Here is a 17,858-nt window from a genome sequence, read left to right as displayed (position 1 = left end):
GCCGGAGGGTGTGGCATGGCCGAGTTGAAGAAGATCGAAGTCCGGGGCGCGCGGGAGCACAACCTCAAGGGCATCGACGTGGACATCCCCCGCGACGAGCTGGTGGTGATCACCGGCCTGTCGGGCTCGGGCAAGTCCAGCCTGGCCTTCGACACGATCTATGCCGAGGGCCAGCGCCGCTATGTCGAGAGCCTCTCGGCCTATGCGCGGCAGTTCCTCGACATGATGGAAAAGCCCGATGTCGACCACATCTCGGGCCTGAGCCCGGCGATCTCGATCGAGCAGAAGACCACCTCGAAGAACCCGCGCTCCACCGTCGGCACCGTCACCGAGATCTACGACTATCTACGCCTGCTCTTCGCCCGCGCGGGCACGCCCTATTCCCCGGCGACCGGGCTGCCGATCGAAGCGCAGCAGGTGCAGGACATGGTCGACCGCATCATGGAGATGGAGCAGGGCACCCGCGGCTACCTGCTGGCTCCCATCGTGCGCGACCGCAAGGGCGAGTACCGCAAGGAGATGCTGGAGCTGCGCAAGCAGGGCTTCCAGCGGGTCAAAATCGACGGCACCTTCCACGAGCTGGACGAGCCGCCGGCGCTGGACAAGAAGTTCCGCCACGACATCGACGTCGTGGTCGACCGGATCGTCGTGCGCGAGGGGATGGAGACGCGGCTGGCGGACTCCCTGCGCACCGCGCTGGACCTGGCGCAGGGCATCGCCATCCTGGAAACCGCGCCGCGCGCCGATGACGAGGGCAACGCGCCCGAGCCGGAACGCATCACCTTCTCGGAGAATTTCGCTTGCCCGGTCTCGGGCTTCACCATCCCGGAAATCGAGCCGCGGCTGTTCTCCTTCAACGCGCCCTTCGGCGCCTGCCCGGATTGCGACGGGCTGGGGGTGGAGCTGTTCTTCGACGAGCGGCTGGTGGTGCCGGACCAGACCCTGACGCTGGACAACGGCGCGCTGGCGCCCTGGCGGAAGGGCAAGAGCCCGTATTTCACCCAGACCATCGACTCCATCGCCAAGCATTACGAGTTCGACAAGAAGCTGCCCTGGAAGAAGCTGCCGAAGCATGTCCAGCAGATCTTCCTGTTCGGCTCGGGCAACGAGGAAATCCCCTTCCGCTATGACGAGGGCGGGCGCATCTACCAGGTGGAGCGCGTCTTCGAGGGCGTGATCCCCAACATGGAGCGCCGCTACCGCGAGACCGACAGCAACTGGGTGCGCGAGGAATTCGAGCGCTACCAGAACAACCGGCCCTGCCATACCTGCGGCGGCCACCGGCTGCGCCAGGAGGCGCTGGCGGTGAAGATCGGCGGGCTGCATGTCGGCGAAGTGGTGGAGATGTCGATCAAGGACGCCTTCGACTGGATCGGCACCGTGCCCGCGGCGCTGTCGAAGCAGAAGAACGAGATCGCCCGCGCCATCCTCAAGGAAATCCGCGAGCGGCTGGGCTTCCTCAACAATGTGGGCCTCGAATACCTGACCATGTCGCGCAACGCGGGCACGCTCTCGGGCGGCGAAAGCCAGCGGATCCGTCTGGCCTCGCAGATCGGCTCGGGTCTGACCGGCGTGCTCTACGTGCTCGACGAGCCGTCGATCGGCCTGCACCAGCGCGACAACGACCGGCTGCTGACCACGCTGAAGAACCTGCGCGACCAGGGCAACACGGTGATCGTGGTCGAACATGACGAGGACGCGATCCGCCATGCCGATTACGTGCTCGACATCGGCCCCGGCGCCGGGGTGCATGGCGGGCAGGTGATCGCCTCGGGCACGCCGGCCGAGATCATTGCCAACCCGGACAGCATCACCGGCGACTATCTTGCCGGCCGCCGCGAGATCGCCGTGCCCGCCGAGCGGCGTCCGGGCAACGGCAAGAAGCTGACCGTGGTGAAGGCGAGCGGAAACAACCTCAAGGACGTGACCGCCGAATTCCCGCTGGGCAAGTTCGTCTGCGTCACCGGGGTGTCGGGCGGCGGCAAGTCGACGCTGACCATCGAGACGCTCTACAAGAACGCGGCGATGAAGCTCAACGGCGCCCGCGAGACGCCGAGCCCGTGCGAGACCATCAAGGGCTTCGAGCATCTCGACAAGGTGATTGACATCGACCAGCGTCCGATCGGGCGCACGCCGCGCTCGAACCCCGCGACCTACACGGGGGCCTTCACGCCGATCCGCGACTGGTTCGCCGGGCTGCCCGAGGCGCAGGCGCGCGGCTACAAGCCCGGGCGGTTCAGCTTCAACGTCAAGGGCGGGCGCTGCGAGGCCTGCCAGGGCGACGGCGTCATCAAGATCGAGATGCACTTCCTGCCCGATGTCTACGTCACCTGCGAAACCTGCCACGGCAAGCGCTACAACCGCGAGACGCTGGAGGTGGAGTTCAAGGGCAAGTCGATCGCCGACGTGCTGGACATGACCGTCGAGGATGCCCAGGTCTTCTTCAAGGCGGTGCCCTCGATCCGCGAGAAGATGGATGCGCTTGTGCAGGTCGGCCTCGGCTACATCAAGGTCGGCCAGCAGGCGACGACGCTGTCGGGCGGCGAGGCGCAGCGGGTGAAGCTGTCGAAGGAGCTGTCGAAGCGCTCGACGGGCCGGACGCTCTACATTCTCGACGAGCCGACCACGGGGCTGCATTTCGAGGACGTCCGCAAGCTGCTCGAGGTTCTGCACGAGCTGGTGGAGCAGGGCAACACGGTGGTGGTGATCGAGCACAATCTCGACGTGATCAAGACCGCCGACTGGATCATCGACATCGGTCCCGAGGGCGGCGACGGCGGCGGCACGGTGGTCGCGGCGGGCACGCCCGAAGAAGTGGCCGAGGTCGAGACCAGCCATACCGGGCGCTACCTGCGCGACATGCTGAAGCCGCGCCGCGTGGCGGCCGAATGACCCCTCTCCCCGGCCCTCTCCCCGGCGGGGAGAGGGAGGGTCCGCGTGCCTGAACGGCGCGCGCTGGGGCTGGCGCTCGGCATGGGCGGCGCGCGCGGCTTCGGGCATGTCGGCGTGTTCCGGGCGCTGGACGACCTCGGCATTGCCGTCGACCGGGTGGCGGGAAGCTCGATGGGCGCGCTGGCCGGCGCGGTCTGGGCGGCGGGCCAGCTCGGCGCCTTCGAGGACTGGGCGCGCGGCCTGACCCGGACGAATTTCATGCGCTATGTCGATCTGCGCCTCTCGGGCGGCGGCATCGTGGCGGGGAACGAGATCCCGCGGCTCCTGGACATGTTCGGCCTGCCGGAGCGGATCGAGGAGCTGGAGCGGCCCTTCGGCGCGGTGGCCACGGATCTGCGGACCGGGCGCGTTGTCTGGTTCGCCAGCGGCCCGCTGCGCCCGGCAGTGCGCGCCTCGGTCTCCATCCCCGGCGTCCTGGCTCCGGTCCATCACGGCGGGCAATGGCTGGTCGACGGGGCGCTGTCGGATCCGGTGCCGGTTGCGGGGTGCCGCATGCTCGGGGACGGGCCGGTTCTGGCAGTGGATCCCAACGGGTTCGGCCCGGCGGGATTCTGGACGCCGCCGGAGCCCGCGGCGGCGCGGGGCCGGGCGTGGCTGGGACCCTTGAGGGCAGGCGGGCAGGCGGCAGGGCTGGGCGCCTGGCTCGGGGCGCCGGATGCGGCACTGCCTTCGGGGCCTTCCGCGCCGCACTACATGGACGTGGTCTGGGCCTCGGTGGACATCGTCGCGGCCTCGGTCATGCGGATGCGCCTGGCCGCCGCGCCGCCGGAGCTGATGCTGGAGCTGCCGCTGCGCGATCTCGGCATCCTGGAATTCGACCGGGCGGCGGAGGCAATCGACGCCGGGCATAGGGCGGTGATGGCGCGGGCGGGGGAGATCCGCGCCCTGGCCGGGATGTGAACGGAGGCACGGGCGGCGCCTCCGTCCGGGATCAGGCCCTGCGCTCGGAGGCGAGGCCCTTCCAGATCGCGACGCACATCACCAGCAGCACGACTGTGAAGGGCAGGCCGGTGGAGATCACCATCGACTGCAGCGAGCCGAGCCCGCCGGCCGACAGGAGCAGCACGATTGCGACCGCGCCCTCGAAGACCGCCCAGAAGACCCGCTGCGGCACCGGCGCGTCGACCTTGCCGCCCGCGGTGATGGTGTCGATCACCAGGGAACCGGAGTCCGAGGAGGTGACGAAGAACACGATCACCAGCACGATGCCCACCAGCGAAGTGATGCCCGCCAGCGGCAGCTGGTCCAGCATCTTGAAGAGCTTCAGCGGCAGGTCGGCATCCTGCGCAGCGGTGTAGCCGTCCTGGAGCACCTGCTGGATCGCCACGCCGCCGAAGACCGACATCCACAGGACGCAGACCAGCGACGGGATCAGCAGCACGCAGATCATGAATTCGCGCACCGTCCGGCCGCGGCTGACGCGGGCGATGAACATGCCGACGAAGGGCGACCAGCTGATCCACCACGCCCAGTAGAACGAGGTCCAGCCCTGCATGAAGTTCACGTCCTCGCGCCCGACCGGGTTCGAGAGCGCGGGCAGGTACTCGATATAGGCCCAGAGATAGTCGACGAAGCCGGTCAGCACCGCGACGGTCGAGCCTGCCAGCAGCACGAAGAGCAGCAGCACGATGGCGATGACCATGTTGATCTCGGAGAGGATTTTCACCCCGCCGTCGAGGCCGCGCACGACCGACACCAGCGCGATGGCGGTGATGCAGGTGATCAGGATCACTTCGGTTGTGTCGCCGATCGGGATGCCGAAGAGCTCGTTCAGGCCGGCATTGGCCTGGGTGGCGCCGAAGCCGAGCGACGTGGCCAGGCCGAAGAGCGTCGCGAAGACCGCGAGGATGTCGATGACATGGCCGGGCCAGCCCCAGACCCGCTCGCCCAGGATCGGGTAGAAGGCCGAGCGGATCGTCAGCGGCAGGCCCTTGTTGTAGGAGAACAGCGCCAGGGCCAGCGCCACGATGGCGTAGATCGCCCAGGGGTGCAGCCCCCAGTGGAAGATCGTCGCCGCCATGCCCAGCCGGATCGCGGCGGCTTCGTCGCCCTCGGCCGCGCCGAGCGGCGCCCAGTCGGTCCGCACGCCGTCCTCGCCCACGGAGATGCCGCCCAGCGAGGAGGAGAAATGGCTCATCGGCTCGGCCACGCCGTAGAAGACCAGACCGATGCCCATGCCCGCGGCGAAGAGCATCGCGAACCAGCCGACGTAGTTGTAGTCCGGGGTGGCCTCGGAGCCGCCGAGCCGGATGTTGCCCAGCGGCGTCACGATCAGCAGCAGGCAGAAGATCACGAAGATGTTCGCCGCGCCCAGGAAGAACCAGTCGAAGCCCTTGGTGACGAAGTCGAACATCGCCGAGAAGAGGCTGCCGGCCTGCTCGGGCAGGGCGAGGGTGTAGAAGACGAAGGCCACGATGGCGAGGCCCGAGACGGCGAAGACCGGGTTGTGGATGTCGAAGCCGAACGGGCCGAGCTGGCCCTCCAGGTTGTCCTGGCCGATCTCGTAATCGGTGTCGATCAGGTCGCTTACGCCCTCGGGTTCGGGGATGCCGGTTTCCGGAGTGACGGAGGGATCGGTGTTGTCGCTCACGTGGCGGTCCTTTCGTCAGGGTGGATTGGGTCCTGGCGGACGAGGAAGACGGAGCCGGGGAATCTCCGTGCGATCTGCTCGCCGTGCGAGGGCCAGATGCGGTCGGTGAAGGCCGGGCCATGCGTGGCCATGACGATCAGATCCGCCTCGATGTCGGTGGCGGCCCTGAGCAGGACCGCGGTCAGGTCGACGGCGGGGTCGTTGGCGACATAGGCGGTGCTGGCCGCCTGGTGCCCGTGTGTCTCGGCCTCGGATGCGGCGAAGGCCTCGAGCCGCTTGCCGTATTCGGCCGGGCTGTGCCCCAGCTTGCCCGGCGTGTCGGCCGTCACGCCGACATACCATGCGGTCGCCCCGTGCTCGCGTGCCAGACGCGCGGCAAGCTCGAGGCTGCGCGACAAGCTGGATTGATGTGCCAGATCGACCGGCACCAAGATTTTCTTGAACATCTCTCTTCCTGTTGCTGTCCCGGGTCGCGCGCCCGGGATGGTAAAACGCGCAGCCCGGCCCGTTGGTTCCATCAAATTTTCGCGTCGGCGGAAAACCGGTTGCTGAGGCGGTCCTGCGGGGACGGGCAGGGTGCCGGAATTTTCTCGCCGGAGGTCTGGTTTTTCCTCTTGACCCCTGCGCCGCATCACAATATCTCGCGGCCACTCCTTGGCGGAGTAGCTCAGTTGGTTAGAGCAGCGGAATCATAATCCGCGTGTCGGGGGTTCAAGTCCCTCCTCCGCTACCAAAAACTTCCCGTTGAAGCACAATGCGATGGCGGCCTTTGGGTCGCCTTTCTGTCATGGGCCTCAGGTCCGGACGGTGCCTGTGCGCTGCTAGTTCTTAGCACGCTTTAGGATTTGGTGCGTGGGCTGTTTCGGTCGAACGCGGCCAGGTTCGCAGGGCCTTCCAAGGATTTTTTCGTCGGATCAGAGGCTTGGCCAACGCTTGCGCGGCAAATGGAATGCGCGCGGAATAACGGGCAGGTCTTCCCTTTCCGGAAGATGCTTCGACAGGTTGACTACCCTTGATGCGGCGATGGCCGCGTGGCTCAAGGCGTTATTGCGCTTGAGAATGCGATCCCGGAGATCGCGGCGGGTATTTTGGGCGAGCCGAGCTCCTGGAAGCATGCAGTGAAAGGGACCCCTGGTGGGCGAGCGGATGCACGACGGATTGCGGCAGGTCCTCGAAAGCGACATGGCAATGTGGGTGCGGGACAGGTTCCCCCTGCTCCCGGACTTGGCCTGCCATCGGGCGCACAACGCGGTGCGGTCCCTCTATAGGGCAGGCGGGATCGCCACGCTCGAAGACATGAAGTACCGCGAAGGCGCGCGCGGGAATCGCCTGCCTGCGACCTTCCTGTTATCGCACGCGATGGAGGAGGCCGTGGCTGCGCTCGTGGAGAGCGCGAGGCGCGCAGGCTACGGCAAGCCGACTGGCTCTGCGAGCGCGTGATGGAGATGGTGCTGCACATGAAGCCATCGCTTGCGCTTGCACCGGTTCGCGACCAGAGCAGTCTGCGCATCGAGGCAAGCGGGAAGCATGTCCATCATGCTGCCACGCTCGGGCTGATCGACACGCATGAGGGCGTGGAAGACCGGCTCGGCCTGCTGTCTCGGACGGTCCGCGAACGCTTTGCCGATCTGGATGAGCTGGCGAAGATCCTCAAGGACAACGCCAAGGCGCGGGACAGGCTCATCTATGCCCAGCCGGAGGGATTGGAGCCTGGCCCCGAAGATATGGAAGCCCCTCTGCGCAAGTTGGCGGCGGCGACCATGGGGGTGCTCTGGGCAGCGGTCGATGTTACGCAGCATGCGGGAGAGCGCGCCCCGGTTGGCGAGATGCTCCTGAAGGCCACGGTCGCGCTGAACAACGATGCCAAGCCCCGGAAAAATTCCCCGCCGCAGCAGGGGGAGGGGTGAGCTGCCGAACTGTTCCTGCGGCGGGCACGCCGGGAACCAGCCGAGCGAAGGAGACCCCGGTCAGCCGCCCTGCCACTGTGGCATGATGCTGGCAGTCATCTGCTTGAGAGTCGTGACCTGCGGGGCAGGGACCAGGCTCGCCGGCCGGGGCGAACCGCGGTTGCCGCCACGTCTGCCCGGGAAAATCTCAGCCACCGCAAATCCCGGCCTTGACGCTGCCCGCCGGGCGCAATAGTGACGCCTCACTTCTTGGCGGAGTAGCTCAGTTGGTTAGAGCAGCGGAATCATAATCCGCGTGTCGGGGGTTCAAGTCCCTCCTCCGCTACCAAAATATCCTCCATCACAGGCTGTACCGAAACGCATCCGCAGTGCTGCGGGGATGCGGCTAGTGTTTCCGCCCCTGGTCCGGATGCCTGCCTGCCGAAGCGACAGCTGCCCAGGGGCCGGTCCCGGAAGAGCGGTTTTCCGGCGCAGGTCCTCGCTTGATGGTTGACGCAACGCGGGCGGACTTCTAGCCCGTTTGTGCCCCTGCCACGCTGCGGCTCGGGATTGGCTGGATTGCGGTGGATGGCGCCATGAACTCCCTCATGAACAAGAAGCTGGCGGAAATGCGGGAGCAGGACAAGGTGGCGCTCCTGAGGGCCCTGTCGGCCGGGGACATCGGGGTTGCGGCGGCACCGCGCGCGGCGGCCGGGCTCGGCATTCCGACGAACGAGTTCATGTCCCGTCCGATCCGGGTCGACGGGCGGCGCCCGTTCCAATGGGCCCCGGTGGCGCGCGGCGCCGCGCTGGAACTGGGAGGCAACGCCACCGCCGACCTGTCGCACGTTGTCGACGGTACCGATGCCGTCATCCTGGCGCAGCCAGGGGCGCGGATTGTCGCCGGGGGCGGGCGCACCTTCCTGGGCACCGTCGGACAGATGGCCACGGCCGGCAGCAAGCTGGCCCTGCGGGTCATGCGGATCGGCCAGGAGCTGATCCTCCAGCAGATGACGCAGGGCGATCTGGAGTACGGACCCGCGGCAAAGGTGACCCACGACCTGCGCTTCGTCTGCGGCGGGCAGTCGAACATGTCGCTGATGGAGGAGCGCGGCGGCTGGGGCGGCTTCTCGGCGGCACTGGCGCGCGGATTGCGGGGATCGCGCAACCTGTCGGTCGACTTCGTCAACGGCGCCACCGGCGGCACGCCGCTGGACCGCCGCTCGGCAGGACCGTCCTCCGGCCCGCATTGGTGGGACGCTGCCACCGGCAAGCCGGGCCCGGCTCTGGACTTCTTCATGGAGCAGCTCGCCATCGCGGCGGCGGATGGCCAGGACATCCCGATGCGCTGCTTCTGGACCCAGGGCGAGAGCGATGCCAACGCGCTGCAGAACCGCCGCCTGACCACGCCGGAATTCATCGACACGATCCTGGCAGTCTGGGACCACATCTGGGCGCGCTATCCCGAGATGGACTTCATCGTGAACATGATCGGCGGCTATGAATACCTGGTCGCGGAATGCGGCACCAATGCTGCACGGGTCGGCTATCTGCGCGCCATCGAGCAGCGCGAGAAGGCGCATCACGGCATCGAGATGTACGACCTGCCGCGCGACTGGTGGGACATCCACTACCAGTACGGCGGCTATGCCATCGCCGGCGCCCGGATGGCGGCGCATCTGCTCAATCTCGACCACGGCGCCGACAATGAGCTGGGACCGCGGGTGACCGGCGCCAAGCTGCAGGAAGACGGCAAGTCGGTGATCCTGTCGATCGACTGGGGCCGGACCCAGCCCTGCGCGCCACCGCAGGTGATGCTGCAGGAAAGCCGTCCCTATGGCATCTATTTCCTGCCGCCTGGCGGCAATCCGGCGGATCTGCCGATAGATGCCGTGGGGGCGCGGTTCCTCGGCCGCGATCTCATGGTGCGCTCAAAGCAGGAGCTGGCCGGCTGCTCCGTCGGCGGGCCCTACGGATGCTGCACCGATGCGCGGCGCGGCCATGTGCTGCACGACATGAGCTTCAACAATTTCAGCGGCGACCGAGGCCTGCCGCTGCGTTCGTTCCTGGTGGACATCACCTAGGACACCGGCAGCGGGAGGCCTTCTCGGCCTCCGCCGGTCCTGCTTAAGCCTGCCTTAACCGACTCGCCCGGATAGTTTCGGGAGAATTTGAGTTGAAATGTTCCGGTCTGTTCTTCATATTGAGAACAAGAGCAGAACATAACCGGCATTGCCGCCCTCTGACGGGCATGAGATAAGGACAGGCAGAATGGCTTCGGCAAACCTCCTCGATCTGGGCGGAACACGCACTATGGACAAGCAGAAGGCGCTGGATTCAGCTCTGGCGCAAATCGAACGGCAGTTCGGCAAGGGCTCGATCATGAAGCTCGGCCAGGACAATCCCGCACAGGACATCGAGGCGACCTCGACCGGCTCGCTGGGCCTCGACATCGCCCTCGGCATCGGCGGCCTGCCCAAGGGCCGGGTGATCGAGATCTTCGGCCCGGAAAGTTCGGGCAAGACCACGCTGACGCTGCACTGCATCGCCGAGGAACAGAAGAAGGGCGGGATCTGCGCCTTCGTCGACGCCGAACACGCGCTCGACCCGCAATATGCCCGCAAGCTCGGCGTCAATCTCGACGAGCTGCTGATCAGCCAGCCCGACACGGGCGAGCAGGCGCTGGAAATCACCGACACGCTGATCCGCTCCGGCGCCGTCAGCATGATCGTCGTCGACTCCGTGGCCGCGCTGACGCCGAAATCCGAGCTCGAGGGCGACATGGGCGATGCCCAGGTCGGCGCGCAGGCCCGTCTGATGAGCCAGGCGATGCGCAAGCTGACCGCCTCGATCAGCCGCTCGAAATGCATGGTGATCTTCATCAACCAGATCCGCATGAAGATCGGCGTCATGTTCGGCTCGCCCGAGACCACCACCGGCGGCAACGCGCTGAAATTCTACTCTTCGGTCCGTCTCGACATCCGCCGCATCGGTTCGGTCAAGGACCGCGACGAGGTCGTGGGTAACGCCACCCGGGTGAAGATCGTCAAGAACAAGGTCGCTCCGCCCTTCAAGCAGGTCGAATTCGACATCATCTACGGCGAGGGCATCTCCAAGATGGGCGAGCTGCTGGACCTGGGCGTCAAGGCCGGGGTCGTGGCGAAATCGGGCTCCTGGTATTCCTATGGAGACGAGCGGATCGGGCAGGGGCGCGAGAACGCCAAGACCTTCCTGCGCCAGAACACGAAGATCGCGCTGGAGATCGAGGACCAGATCCGCGCGGCCCACGGGCTGGATTTCCACATGGGCGAGAATGACGGCAGCGGCGACGACGAGGTGATGGAGGGCTGAGGCCCGCCGCAAGGCCCGGATTGCCGCCGAACCCCGCCTTTCCGGCGGGGTTTTTTCATGCGTGCCTGCGATGTGGACACCCCGCGCCTTGGGCGATAGAGAGGCGGGAACCGAACCGGCAAGAGACGCTGAGCCATGGCAAGCCTGAACGATATCCGCACGACCTTCCTCGACTATTTCGGACGCAATGGCCACGCAGTCGTTGACAGCTCGCCGCTGGTCCCGCGCAACGACCCGACGCTGATGTTCACCGCGGCCGGCATGGTCCAGTTCAAGAACGTCTTCACCGGCGTCGAGCACCGCGACTACAGCCGCGCGACCACCGCGCAGAAATGCGTGCGCGCCGGCGGCAAGCACAACGACCTCGACAATGTCGGCTATACCGCGCGGCACCATACCTTCTTCGAAATGCTGGGGAATTTCTCCTTCGGCGACTATTTCAAGGAAGATGCGATCCCCTTCGCCTGGGAATTGCTGACCAAGGATTTCGGCATCGACAAGAGCCGCCTTCTGGTCACTGTCTACCATACCGACGAAGAGGCGGTGAATATCTGGAAGAAGGTCGCCGGGCTGCCGGACGACCGGATCATCCGCATCGCCACCGACGACAATTTCTGGTCCGCGGGCCCGACCGGCCCCTGCGGCCCCTGCACCGAGATCTTCTATGACCACGGCGACCATGTCTGGGGCGGCCCGCCCGGCTCGCCGGAAGAGGATGGCGACCGGTTCATCGAGATCTGGAACCTCGTCTTCATGCAGTACGAGCAGTTCGAGGACGGCCGCCGCGAGAACCTGCCGAAGCCGTCGATCGACACCGGCATGGGTCTGGAGCGGATCGGCGCGCTGCTGCAGGGCAAGCACGACAACTACGACACCGACCTGATGCGCGCGCTGATCGAGGCCTCGGCCAACGCCACCAGCGTCGATCCGGACGGGCCGGGCAAGGTGCATCACCGCGTGATCGCCGACCACCTGCGCTCGACCTCCTTCCTGATCGCCGACGGCGTGACCCCGGCCAATGACGGCCGCGGCTACGTCCTGCGCCGGATCATGCGCCGCGCCATGCGCCATGCGCACCTGCTGGGCGCGCAGGATCCGCTGATGCACCGTCTTGTGCCGGCTCTGGTCCAGCAGATGGGCCAGGCCTATCCGGAACTCGGCCAGGCGCAGTCGATGATCGAGGAAACGCTGCGGCTGGAAGAGAACCGCTTCCGCCAGACGCTCGACCGCGGCCTGAAGCTGCTCGACGACGCGCTGGTCGACCTGCCCGAAGGGGCGGAGCTGCCCGGCGAGACCGCGTTCAAGCTGTACGACACCTACGGCTTTCCGCTCGACCTGACCCAGGACGCGCTGCGCGAGAAGGGCCACACGGTCGACACCACCGGCTTCGATGCCGCGATGGAAGAGCAGAAGGCCAAGGCGCGCGCCGCCTGGGCTGGCTCGGGCGAGACCGCCGACGCCGCCATCTGGTTCGACATTGCCGAGAAGAGCGGCGTGACCGAGTTCCTCGGCTACGATGCGGAATTCTCCGAAGGCCAGATCCAGGCGATCGTCAAGGACGGTGCGGCAGCGAAAGAGGCGGCCAAGGGCGACACGGTGCAGATCGTCGTCAACCAGACGCCCTTCTATGCCGAAAGCGGCGGCCAGGTGGGCGACTCGGGGCGGTTGCAGACTGCAACCGGTGCCGCGGCCATCACCGACACCAAGAAATCTGCGGGTGTTTTCATCCACTTCGCCGAAGTGACCGAGGGCACCATCGCCTCCGGCCAGGGTGCCGAGCTGATCGTCGACCATGCCCGACGTTCGGCCATCCGCGCCAACCACTCGGCGACGCACCTGCTGAACGAGGCGCTGCGCGAGGTTCTGGGTTCCCATGTGGCGCAGCGCGGCTCGCTGAATGCCGATGACCGGCTGCGCTTCGATTTCAGCCATGCCAAGGCGGTGACGCCCGAGGAGCTGGCCCGCGTCAATGCCGACGTCAATGCGATGATCCGCCAGAACGGCGCGGTCGAGACCCGCATCATGACGCCGGACGAGGCGCGGGAACTGGGCGCGCAGGCGCTGTTCGGCGAGAAATACGGCGACGAGGTCCGGGTCGTTCAGATGGGCCAGCAGAAGGGCTCGGGCAAGGGCGTCACCGGCGATGTCTATTCGCTGGAACTCTGCGGCGGCACGCATGTCAAGCGGCTGGGCGAGATCGGCATGTTCGTGACGCTGGGCGACAGCGCGTCCTCGGCCGGCATCCGCCGCATCGAGGCGCTGACTGGCCAGGCGGCCTTCGACTATCTCGCGGGCCAGGCGGCGACGCTGACCGAGGCCGCGGGCGTGCTGAAGGCGCAGGCAGATGACGTGCCCGCGCGCCTGCAGGCGCTGCTCGACGAGCGCAAGGCGCTGCAGAACGAGGTGGCGCAGCTGCGCCGCGATCTCGCCATGGGCGGCGGCTCGGCTGCGGGTCCCGAGACCAAGGCGATCAAGGGCGTGACCTTCCTCGGCCAGAGCCTGTCCGGCGTCTCGGGCAAGGACCTGCGCCCGCTGATCGACGCCCACAAGGAGCGCCTGGGTTCGGGCGTCATCGTCCTGATCGCCGATGCCGACGGCAAGGCGGCCGTGGCGGCGGGCGTGACCGAGGACCTGACGGGCCGCATCTCGGCCGTCGATCTGGTGAAGGCGGCGGCGGCCGAGCTGGGCGGCAAGGGCGGCGGCGGCCGTCCGGACATGGCCCAGGCCGGCGGTGCCGATGCCTCGAAAGCGCCCGAGGCGCTGGCGGTTGTAGAACGCATGCTGGAGGATTTGTGATGGCTGCGCTGTGGATCACTCATGTTTCCGTGACCAATGACGAGGAATACGGCAAGTACGCCAAGCTTGCCGGTCCCGCCATCGAGAAGCACGGCGGCACGTTCCTTGCCCGCGGCACCCGCTACAAGTGGATCGAGGGCACCGAGCGCCCGCGCAACGTCGTGGTCCGCTTCGACAGCATCGAAGCGGCCGAGGCCTGCTACAACAGCCCGGAATACCAGGAGGCCCTGTCCTTCGCGAAGGGCGCATCGGAACGCGACATGGTCTTCGTCGAGATCGCCGAAGCCTGATGTCGGCGCTGCCGGAATGACCGAGGCCCGGTCCCGCAAGGGAGCGGGCCTTTTCCGTTTCCGCGGTTTTTTCCGATCCGCTCCGGCTGTGCCGCCGTATCTCCTGCAAAGCAGCAAGGAGCAGGCGCATGCGACGCATCTTCAACATGGCCGCAATGGCGGCGACCATCCTCTTCGGTCTGGTGGGCTTCCTCGCCCCGGGCTACACGCTGCAGGTGCTGAGCCTCGCCACCGTCGACGGCAGCACCATGGGGATGAGCGAGATCCGCGCCGCCAATGGCGCGCTCTTCGTCGGGCTCGGGCTGGCGGGGCTTCTGGTGAAGTCGCCCGTCGCGCTTCAGGTGGTGGGGGCCGCCTATGCGGGAGCTGCGGCCGGGCGCCTGGCAGGCATCGTGATCGACGGCGCGGGGATGCAGGCGGTCTGGTTCTTCGCGGTCGAGGCGGCCTTCGCGGCCTGGCTGATCCTGGGCAACCGCTCAGCGCAGCCATAGCCCGGCAGCGCGCAGCCGGTTGCGGATCACGGCCTCCGACGCGGGCAGCCGGTCGCGCCGGAACAGCGCCCGCGCCCTTGCCCCGTCGCCGCGCCAGATCGCGCGGTGGAAGGATTTGTGCCGCTTGAGGTGCTTCTTGATCCGGTTCGGCGCGGCGGCGCGCTCCAGCAGGTCGACAACCGGCTCGGGAGCAGTGGCGTAGAGCAGCGCGAGCGTGCGGTAGTGCCAGAGCCGCGTGCCGTCGAGGGGCTCGCGCGGCCGTCCGCCGCCGAGACGGGCCAGCACCACGGGCAGGGCGATCTGGTCGAGCCACGGGTCCAGCGCCTGCGCGGCAAGCTCGGGCGGGGTGCGGTCGCGGATCGCCGTGGCCACCTCCGCCCAGAGCAGGCCGAAGCGCCGCGCGCAGGGACCGGCGACCCAGCCTGCATTGAGGTAGAGATCGCGCCGGGGATGGCCGGGCGGAAAGCGGGGGTCCAGCGTCGACGCGCGGTCCGTGCCCGAGAGCGCGAAGACCGCGTCCCAGATCGCCGTTCGGTCCGGACCGAAGGGCGGCGGTTTCGGCCAGGTGTCGCGCACCCGGTCCGAGGCCGTCGGCCGGACGCAGCCGATGCCGGACAGGGGGGGCAGGACAAGCATGTCGCTGTCGAGGAACAGGAAGGGGCGGCCTGCAGGCAGGGCGGCGAGCGCCTCGATCTTGTTGCCCTGCGGATAGGCCGCGCCGAAATGGCGGCTGTCGAAGGGCAGGAGCTCGGCGCCCAGCTCCAGGCAGGCGGCGCGAAGGTCGCCTTCCATCCGCGGATCGGCGGGCCAGAGCGGTCCCGGCTGCGGCTCGGCCAGCCAGATCTGCCCGGCGAAACCGGGATCGCTCGCGCGCAGCGAGGCCAGGCACAGCAGCGCCTCGCATCCGACCCGGCCCTTCTGGCCGACCAGCACCAGATCCGGCGCCGCGGAACCTGTCATCGCCTCCTCCGTCCTCCGCTGTCCAAGCCTTATGCATCAGCGGGTTAACAAACGCTCTCGTTGCGGCAAGACCGTCTCCGCGCTGTTGACCGGCCGCCCGTTCCGCGCCTAGCCTCTGGCAGGAGGCCGCAGCGGGAATGCCCGCGCGGAACAGGGAGAGACAGCATGAAAACGGGAATCGCGGCCGGGCTTTGCGCCGGGCTGATGGCGACGACTGCCATGGCCGACATCACCATCGCCCATGTCTACGGCAAGACCGGCCCCTACGAAGCCTATGCCAAGCAGTCCCATGACGGGCTGATGCTGGGGCTGGAATATGCCACCGGCGGCACGATGGAGGTGAACGGCGAGAAGATCGTGGTGATCGAGAAGGACACCCAGCTGAAGCCCGAGCTCGGACGCGCCATGCTGGAGGAGGCCTACGGCGATGACGAGGTCGATCTTGCCGTCGGTCCGGTCAGCTCGGGCGTGGCGCTGGCAATGCTGCCGGTAGCGCAGGATTACGAGAAGATCCTGATCGTCGAGCCTGCCGTCGCGGATTCGATCACCGGTGAGAACTGGAACCGCTACATCTTCCGCACCGGGCGGAATTCCTCGCAGGATGCCATCGCCAACGCGATCGCGATCGGCGGCGAAGGGGTGAAGGTGGCCACGCTCGCGCAGGACTACGCCTTCGGCCGCGACGGCATTGCCGCCTTCCGAGAGGCGCTGGAGACCACCGGAGCGGAGATCGTCCACGAGGAATACGTCCCCACCGACACGACCGACTTCACCGCGGCGGCGGAGCGGATCTTCACCTCGATGGAGGGCATCGAGGGCGAGAAGAAGCTGTTCCTGCTCTGGGCGGGCGGCGGCAACCCGATGGGCAAGATCAATGCGATGGAGCCCGGCCGCTTCGGCATCGAGATCGCCACGGGGGGCAACATCCTCGCCGCGCTGACCGCCTACAAGGAGCTGCCCGGCATGGAGGGCGCGACCTACTACTACTACGACATCCCGCAGAACCCGGTGAACGACTGGCTGGTGAAGACGCATCAGGAGCGTTTCGGCGCGCCGCCGGACTTCTTCACCGCGGGCGGCATGGCTGCGGGCATCGCCGTGGCGGAGGCCGTGAAGGCGGCGGGCTCGGCCGATACCGAGGACCTGATCGCGGCGATGGAGGGCATGACCTGGGAGACGCCGAAGGGTCCGATGACCTTCCGCCCGGAAGACCACCAGGCGCTGCAGTCGATGTACCATTTCCGCATCAAGGTCGATCCTGAGGTCGACTGGGGCATCCCGGAACTGGTACGTGAACTTGACACGGACGACCTGCCCGTGCCGATCCGCAACTGAGACCTCACCGGGCGCGGCCTCCGCGCCCCCCGATCCGGGACCGAGCGTGCGCCGAGACGAGACAGAGACCGCCCTTCTGGAAACCCGCGGGCTGACCGTGCGCTTCGGCGGCCATGTCGCCGTGGACGGGGTCAGCTGCCGCTTCCGCGAGGGCGAGCTCACCGCGATCGTCGGGCCGAACGGCGCAGGGAAGACCACCTATTTCAACCTGGTCTCGGGCCAGATCCGCGCCAGTGCCGGGCGGGTCCTGCTGGAAGGCCGCGACGTCACCCGGCTGAGCGCCTCGGCCCGGACGCGGCGCGGGATGGGGCGGGCCTTCCAGCTGACCAACCTGTTTCCCGGGCTCAGTGTCCTGGAAAATGTCCGCCTCGCCATGCAGGCGCGCGAGGGCCGCGGATTCCGCATGTTCTCCCGCGCGATGGGCGACTGGGAACTGCTCGACGAGGCGGAGCGCCTGCTGCAGCAGGTGCGGCTGCTGAGCCTGGCGGAAATGCCGGTGACGGCGCTGTCGCATGGCGACCAGAGGAAGCTGGAGGTCGCTCTTCTGATGGCGCTGGAGCCGCGGGTCTTCATGTTCGACGAACCGACCGCCGGGATGAGCGCCGACGAGGCGCCGCATGTGCTCGATCTCGTCGCCGGGCTGAAGGGGCAGCCGGGACGCACGGTGCTTCTGGTGGAACACAAGATGGACGTGATCCGCGAGCTCGCCGACCGGATCATCGTGCTGCATAACGGCGTGCTTCTGGCGGACGGACCGCCGGACGAGGTGATGGACTCGGAGATCGTCCAGGAGGTCTACATGGGGCAGGCGCTGACCGATGTCTGACGACGGCAAGCAGGAGTCCGGCCAGATGGCCGAGCGGCTGGTCCGCGCCATGGCGCGGGTGCGCCGCAGGCTGGAAGAGGGCGGAGAGGCGGAGCTGCCGCTGCCGCCGGACAGCGCCGGGGCGCAGCCCGGTGACCGCCTGCCGCCGCGGCCGCCGCCGCCGTCGCCCGACGAACTCGGCGAGCTCGGCATCGGCATGGCGCCGGTCCCGCGCGGACATGCCGGCTGGCAGCCGCCGGAGCCGGAGAACCCCGCCACGGCAGCCGGGCAAGCGTCCGGCACCGGCACGCCGATGCAGCAGGACGCTGCGCAGGCGGACGTCCCGTCCTGGCAACCGTTCGCGCCGGGCGGAGCCTGGAATGCCGATGCGCAGGAGCATGG

At 67.6% G+C, this 17,858-nt stretch carries 14 protein-coding genes and 2 tRNA genes; 13 read left to right on the top strand and 3 right to left on the bottom strand.

What is annotated here, in order from left to right; all coding sequences use genetic code 11:
• Window positions 1–15: 15 nt before the first annotated feature.
• Window positions 16–2,892 (top strand): excinuclease ABC subunit UvrA, encoded by a 2,877-nt coding sequence (gene uvrA, locus HCC78_RS19045; RefSeq protein ID WP_172330375.1) that lies wholly within the window; start codon window positions 16–18, stop codon window positions 2,890–2,892.
• A gap of 45 nt (window positions 2,893–2,937) precedes the next feature.
• Window positions 2,938–3,852 carry a patatin-like phospholipase family protein gene (locus HCC78_RS19040; RefSeq protein ID WP_172330374.1) on the top strand — a complete coding sequence of 305 codons (915 nt, stop codon included), beginning with the start codon at window positions 2,938–2,940 and terminating at the stop codon, window positions 3,850–3,852.
• Window positions 3,853–3,883: 31 nt separating this feature from the next.
• Here the strand turns inward: HCC78_RS19040 and HCC78_RS19035 are convergent, their stop codons facing one another.
• Both HCC78_RS19035 and HCC78_RS19030 read right to left on the bottom strand, forming a co-directional pair.
• On the bottom strand, window positions 3,884–5,542 hold the full coding sequence (locus HCC78_RS19035) for a BCCT family transporter (RefSeq protein WP_172330373.1): 1,659 nt from the start codon (window positions 5,540–5,542) through the stop codon (window positions 3,884–3,886).
• The gene (locus HCC78_RS19030) at window positions 5,539–5,988 is read right to left on the bottom strand and encodes a universal stress protein (protein ID WP_172330372.1); all 450 of its coding nucleotides are present in this window, start codon (window positions 5,986–5,988) and stop codon (window positions 5,539–5,541) included. Before HCC78_RS19030 ends, HCC78_RS19035 begins: the two co-directional genes overlap by 4 nt.
• A gap of 210 nt (window positions 5,989–6,198) precedes the next feature.
• Between HCC78_RS19030 and HCC78_RS19025 the strand changes: the two genes are divergently transcribed.
• From HCC78_RS19025 to HCC78_RS18985, 9 genes are all read left to right on the top strand, one after another.
• Window positions 6,199–6,275 (top strand) — tRNA-Met (locus HCC78_RS19025).
• Window positions 6,276–6,676: 401 nt separating this feature from the next.
• A complete protein-coding gene (locus tag HCC78_RS19020; RefSeq protein WP_172330371.1) occupies window positions 6,677–6,982 on the top strand; it encodes a hypothetical protein in 306 nt (101 codons plus the stop codon).
• On the top strand, window positions 6,982–7,449 hold the full coding sequence (locus tag HCC78_RS19015; RefSeq protein ID WP_172330370.1) for a hypothetical protein: 468 nt from the start codon (window positions 6,982–6,984) through the stop codon (window positions 7,447–7,449). The genes HCC78_RS19020 and HCC78_RS19015 overlap by 1 nt, the downstream gene beginning before the upstream one ends.
• A 251-nt stretch (window positions 7,450–7,700) precedes the next feature.
• A tRNA-Met gene (locus tag HCC78_RS19010) sits at window positions 7,701–7,777 on the top strand.
• Between the two features lie 247 nt (window positions 7,778–8,024).
• The gene (locus tag HCC78_RS19005) at window positions 8,025–9,512 is read left to right on the top strand and encodes a hypothetical protein (RefSeq protein WP_172330369.1); all 1,488 of its coding nucleotides are present in this window, start codon (window positions 8,025–8,027) and stop codon (window positions 9,510–9,512) included.
• A 187-nt stretch (window positions 9,513–9,699) separates the two neighbouring features.
• Window positions 9,700–10,779 carry a recombinase RecA gene (gene recA, locus HCC78_RS19000; protein WP_172330368.1) on the top strand — a complete coding sequence of 360 codons (1,080 nt, stop codon included), beginning with the start codon at window positions 9,700–9,702 and terminating at the stop codon, window positions 10,777–10,779.
• A gap of 135 nt (window positions 10,780–10,914) precedes the next feature.
• A complete protein-coding gene (gene alaS / locus HCC78_RS18995) occupies window positions 10,915–13,575 on the top strand; it encodes an alanine--tRNA ligase (protein ID WP_172330367.1) in 2,661 nt (886 codons plus the stop codon).
• On the top strand, window positions 13,575–13,865 hold the full coding sequence (locus HCC78_RS18990; protein WP_172330366.1) for a DUF1330 domain-containing protein: 291 nt from the start codon (window positions 13,575–13,577) through the stop codon (window positions 13,863–13,865). Before alaS ends, HCC78_RS18990 begins: the two co-directional genes overlap by 1 nt.
• 128 nt (window positions 13,866–13,993) lie before the next feature.
• Window positions 13,994–14,356 (top strand): DUF4345 family protein, encoded by a 363-nt coding sequence (locus tag HCC78_RS18985; protein WP_172330365.1) that lies wholly within the window; start codon window positions 13,994–13,996, stop codon window positions 14,354–14,356.
• On the opposite strand, the gene HCC78_RS18980 is transcribed toward HCC78_RS18985, so the two are convergent.
• Window positions 14,342–15,316 (bottom strand): hypothetical protein, encoded by a 975-nt coding sequence (locus HCC78_RS18980; protein WP_172330364.1) that lies wholly within the window; start codon window positions 15,314–15,316, stop codon window positions 14,342–14,344. The two genes, HCC78_RS18985 and HCC78_RS18980, sit on opposite strands and share 15 nt — an antisense overlap.
• 165 nt (window positions 15,317–15,481) lie before the next feature.
• On the opposite strand from HCC78_RS18980, the gene HCC78_RS18975 reads away from it, so the two are divergent.
• Together HCC78_RS18975 and HCC78_RS18970 are read left to right on the top strand one after the other, a co-directional pair.
• Window positions 15,482–16,651 carry a substrate-binding domain-containing protein gene (locus HCC78_RS18975; protein WP_172330363.1) on the top strand — a complete coding sequence of 390 codons (1,170 nt, stop codon included), beginning with the start codon at window positions 15,482–15,484 and terminating at the stop codon, window positions 16,649–16,651.
• 46 nt (window positions 16,652–16,697) lie between these two features.
• Window positions 16,698–17,477: an ATP-binding cassette domain-containing protein gene (locus HCC78_RS18970; RefSeq protein WP_172330362.1), complete on the top strand. Its 780-nt coding sequence runs from the start codon at window positions 16,698–16,700 to the stop codon at window positions 17,475–17,477.
• Window positions 17,478–17,858 lie beyond the last annotated feature (381 nt).

The sequence above is a fragment of the Mangrovicoccus sp. HB161399 genome, from assembly GCF_013184745.1.
GTDB lineage: Bacteria > Pseudomonadota > Alphaproteobacteria > Rhodobacterales > Rhodobacteraceae > Mangrovicoccus.
This window is presented reverse-complemented; position numbering and strand designations above follow the sequence as displayed.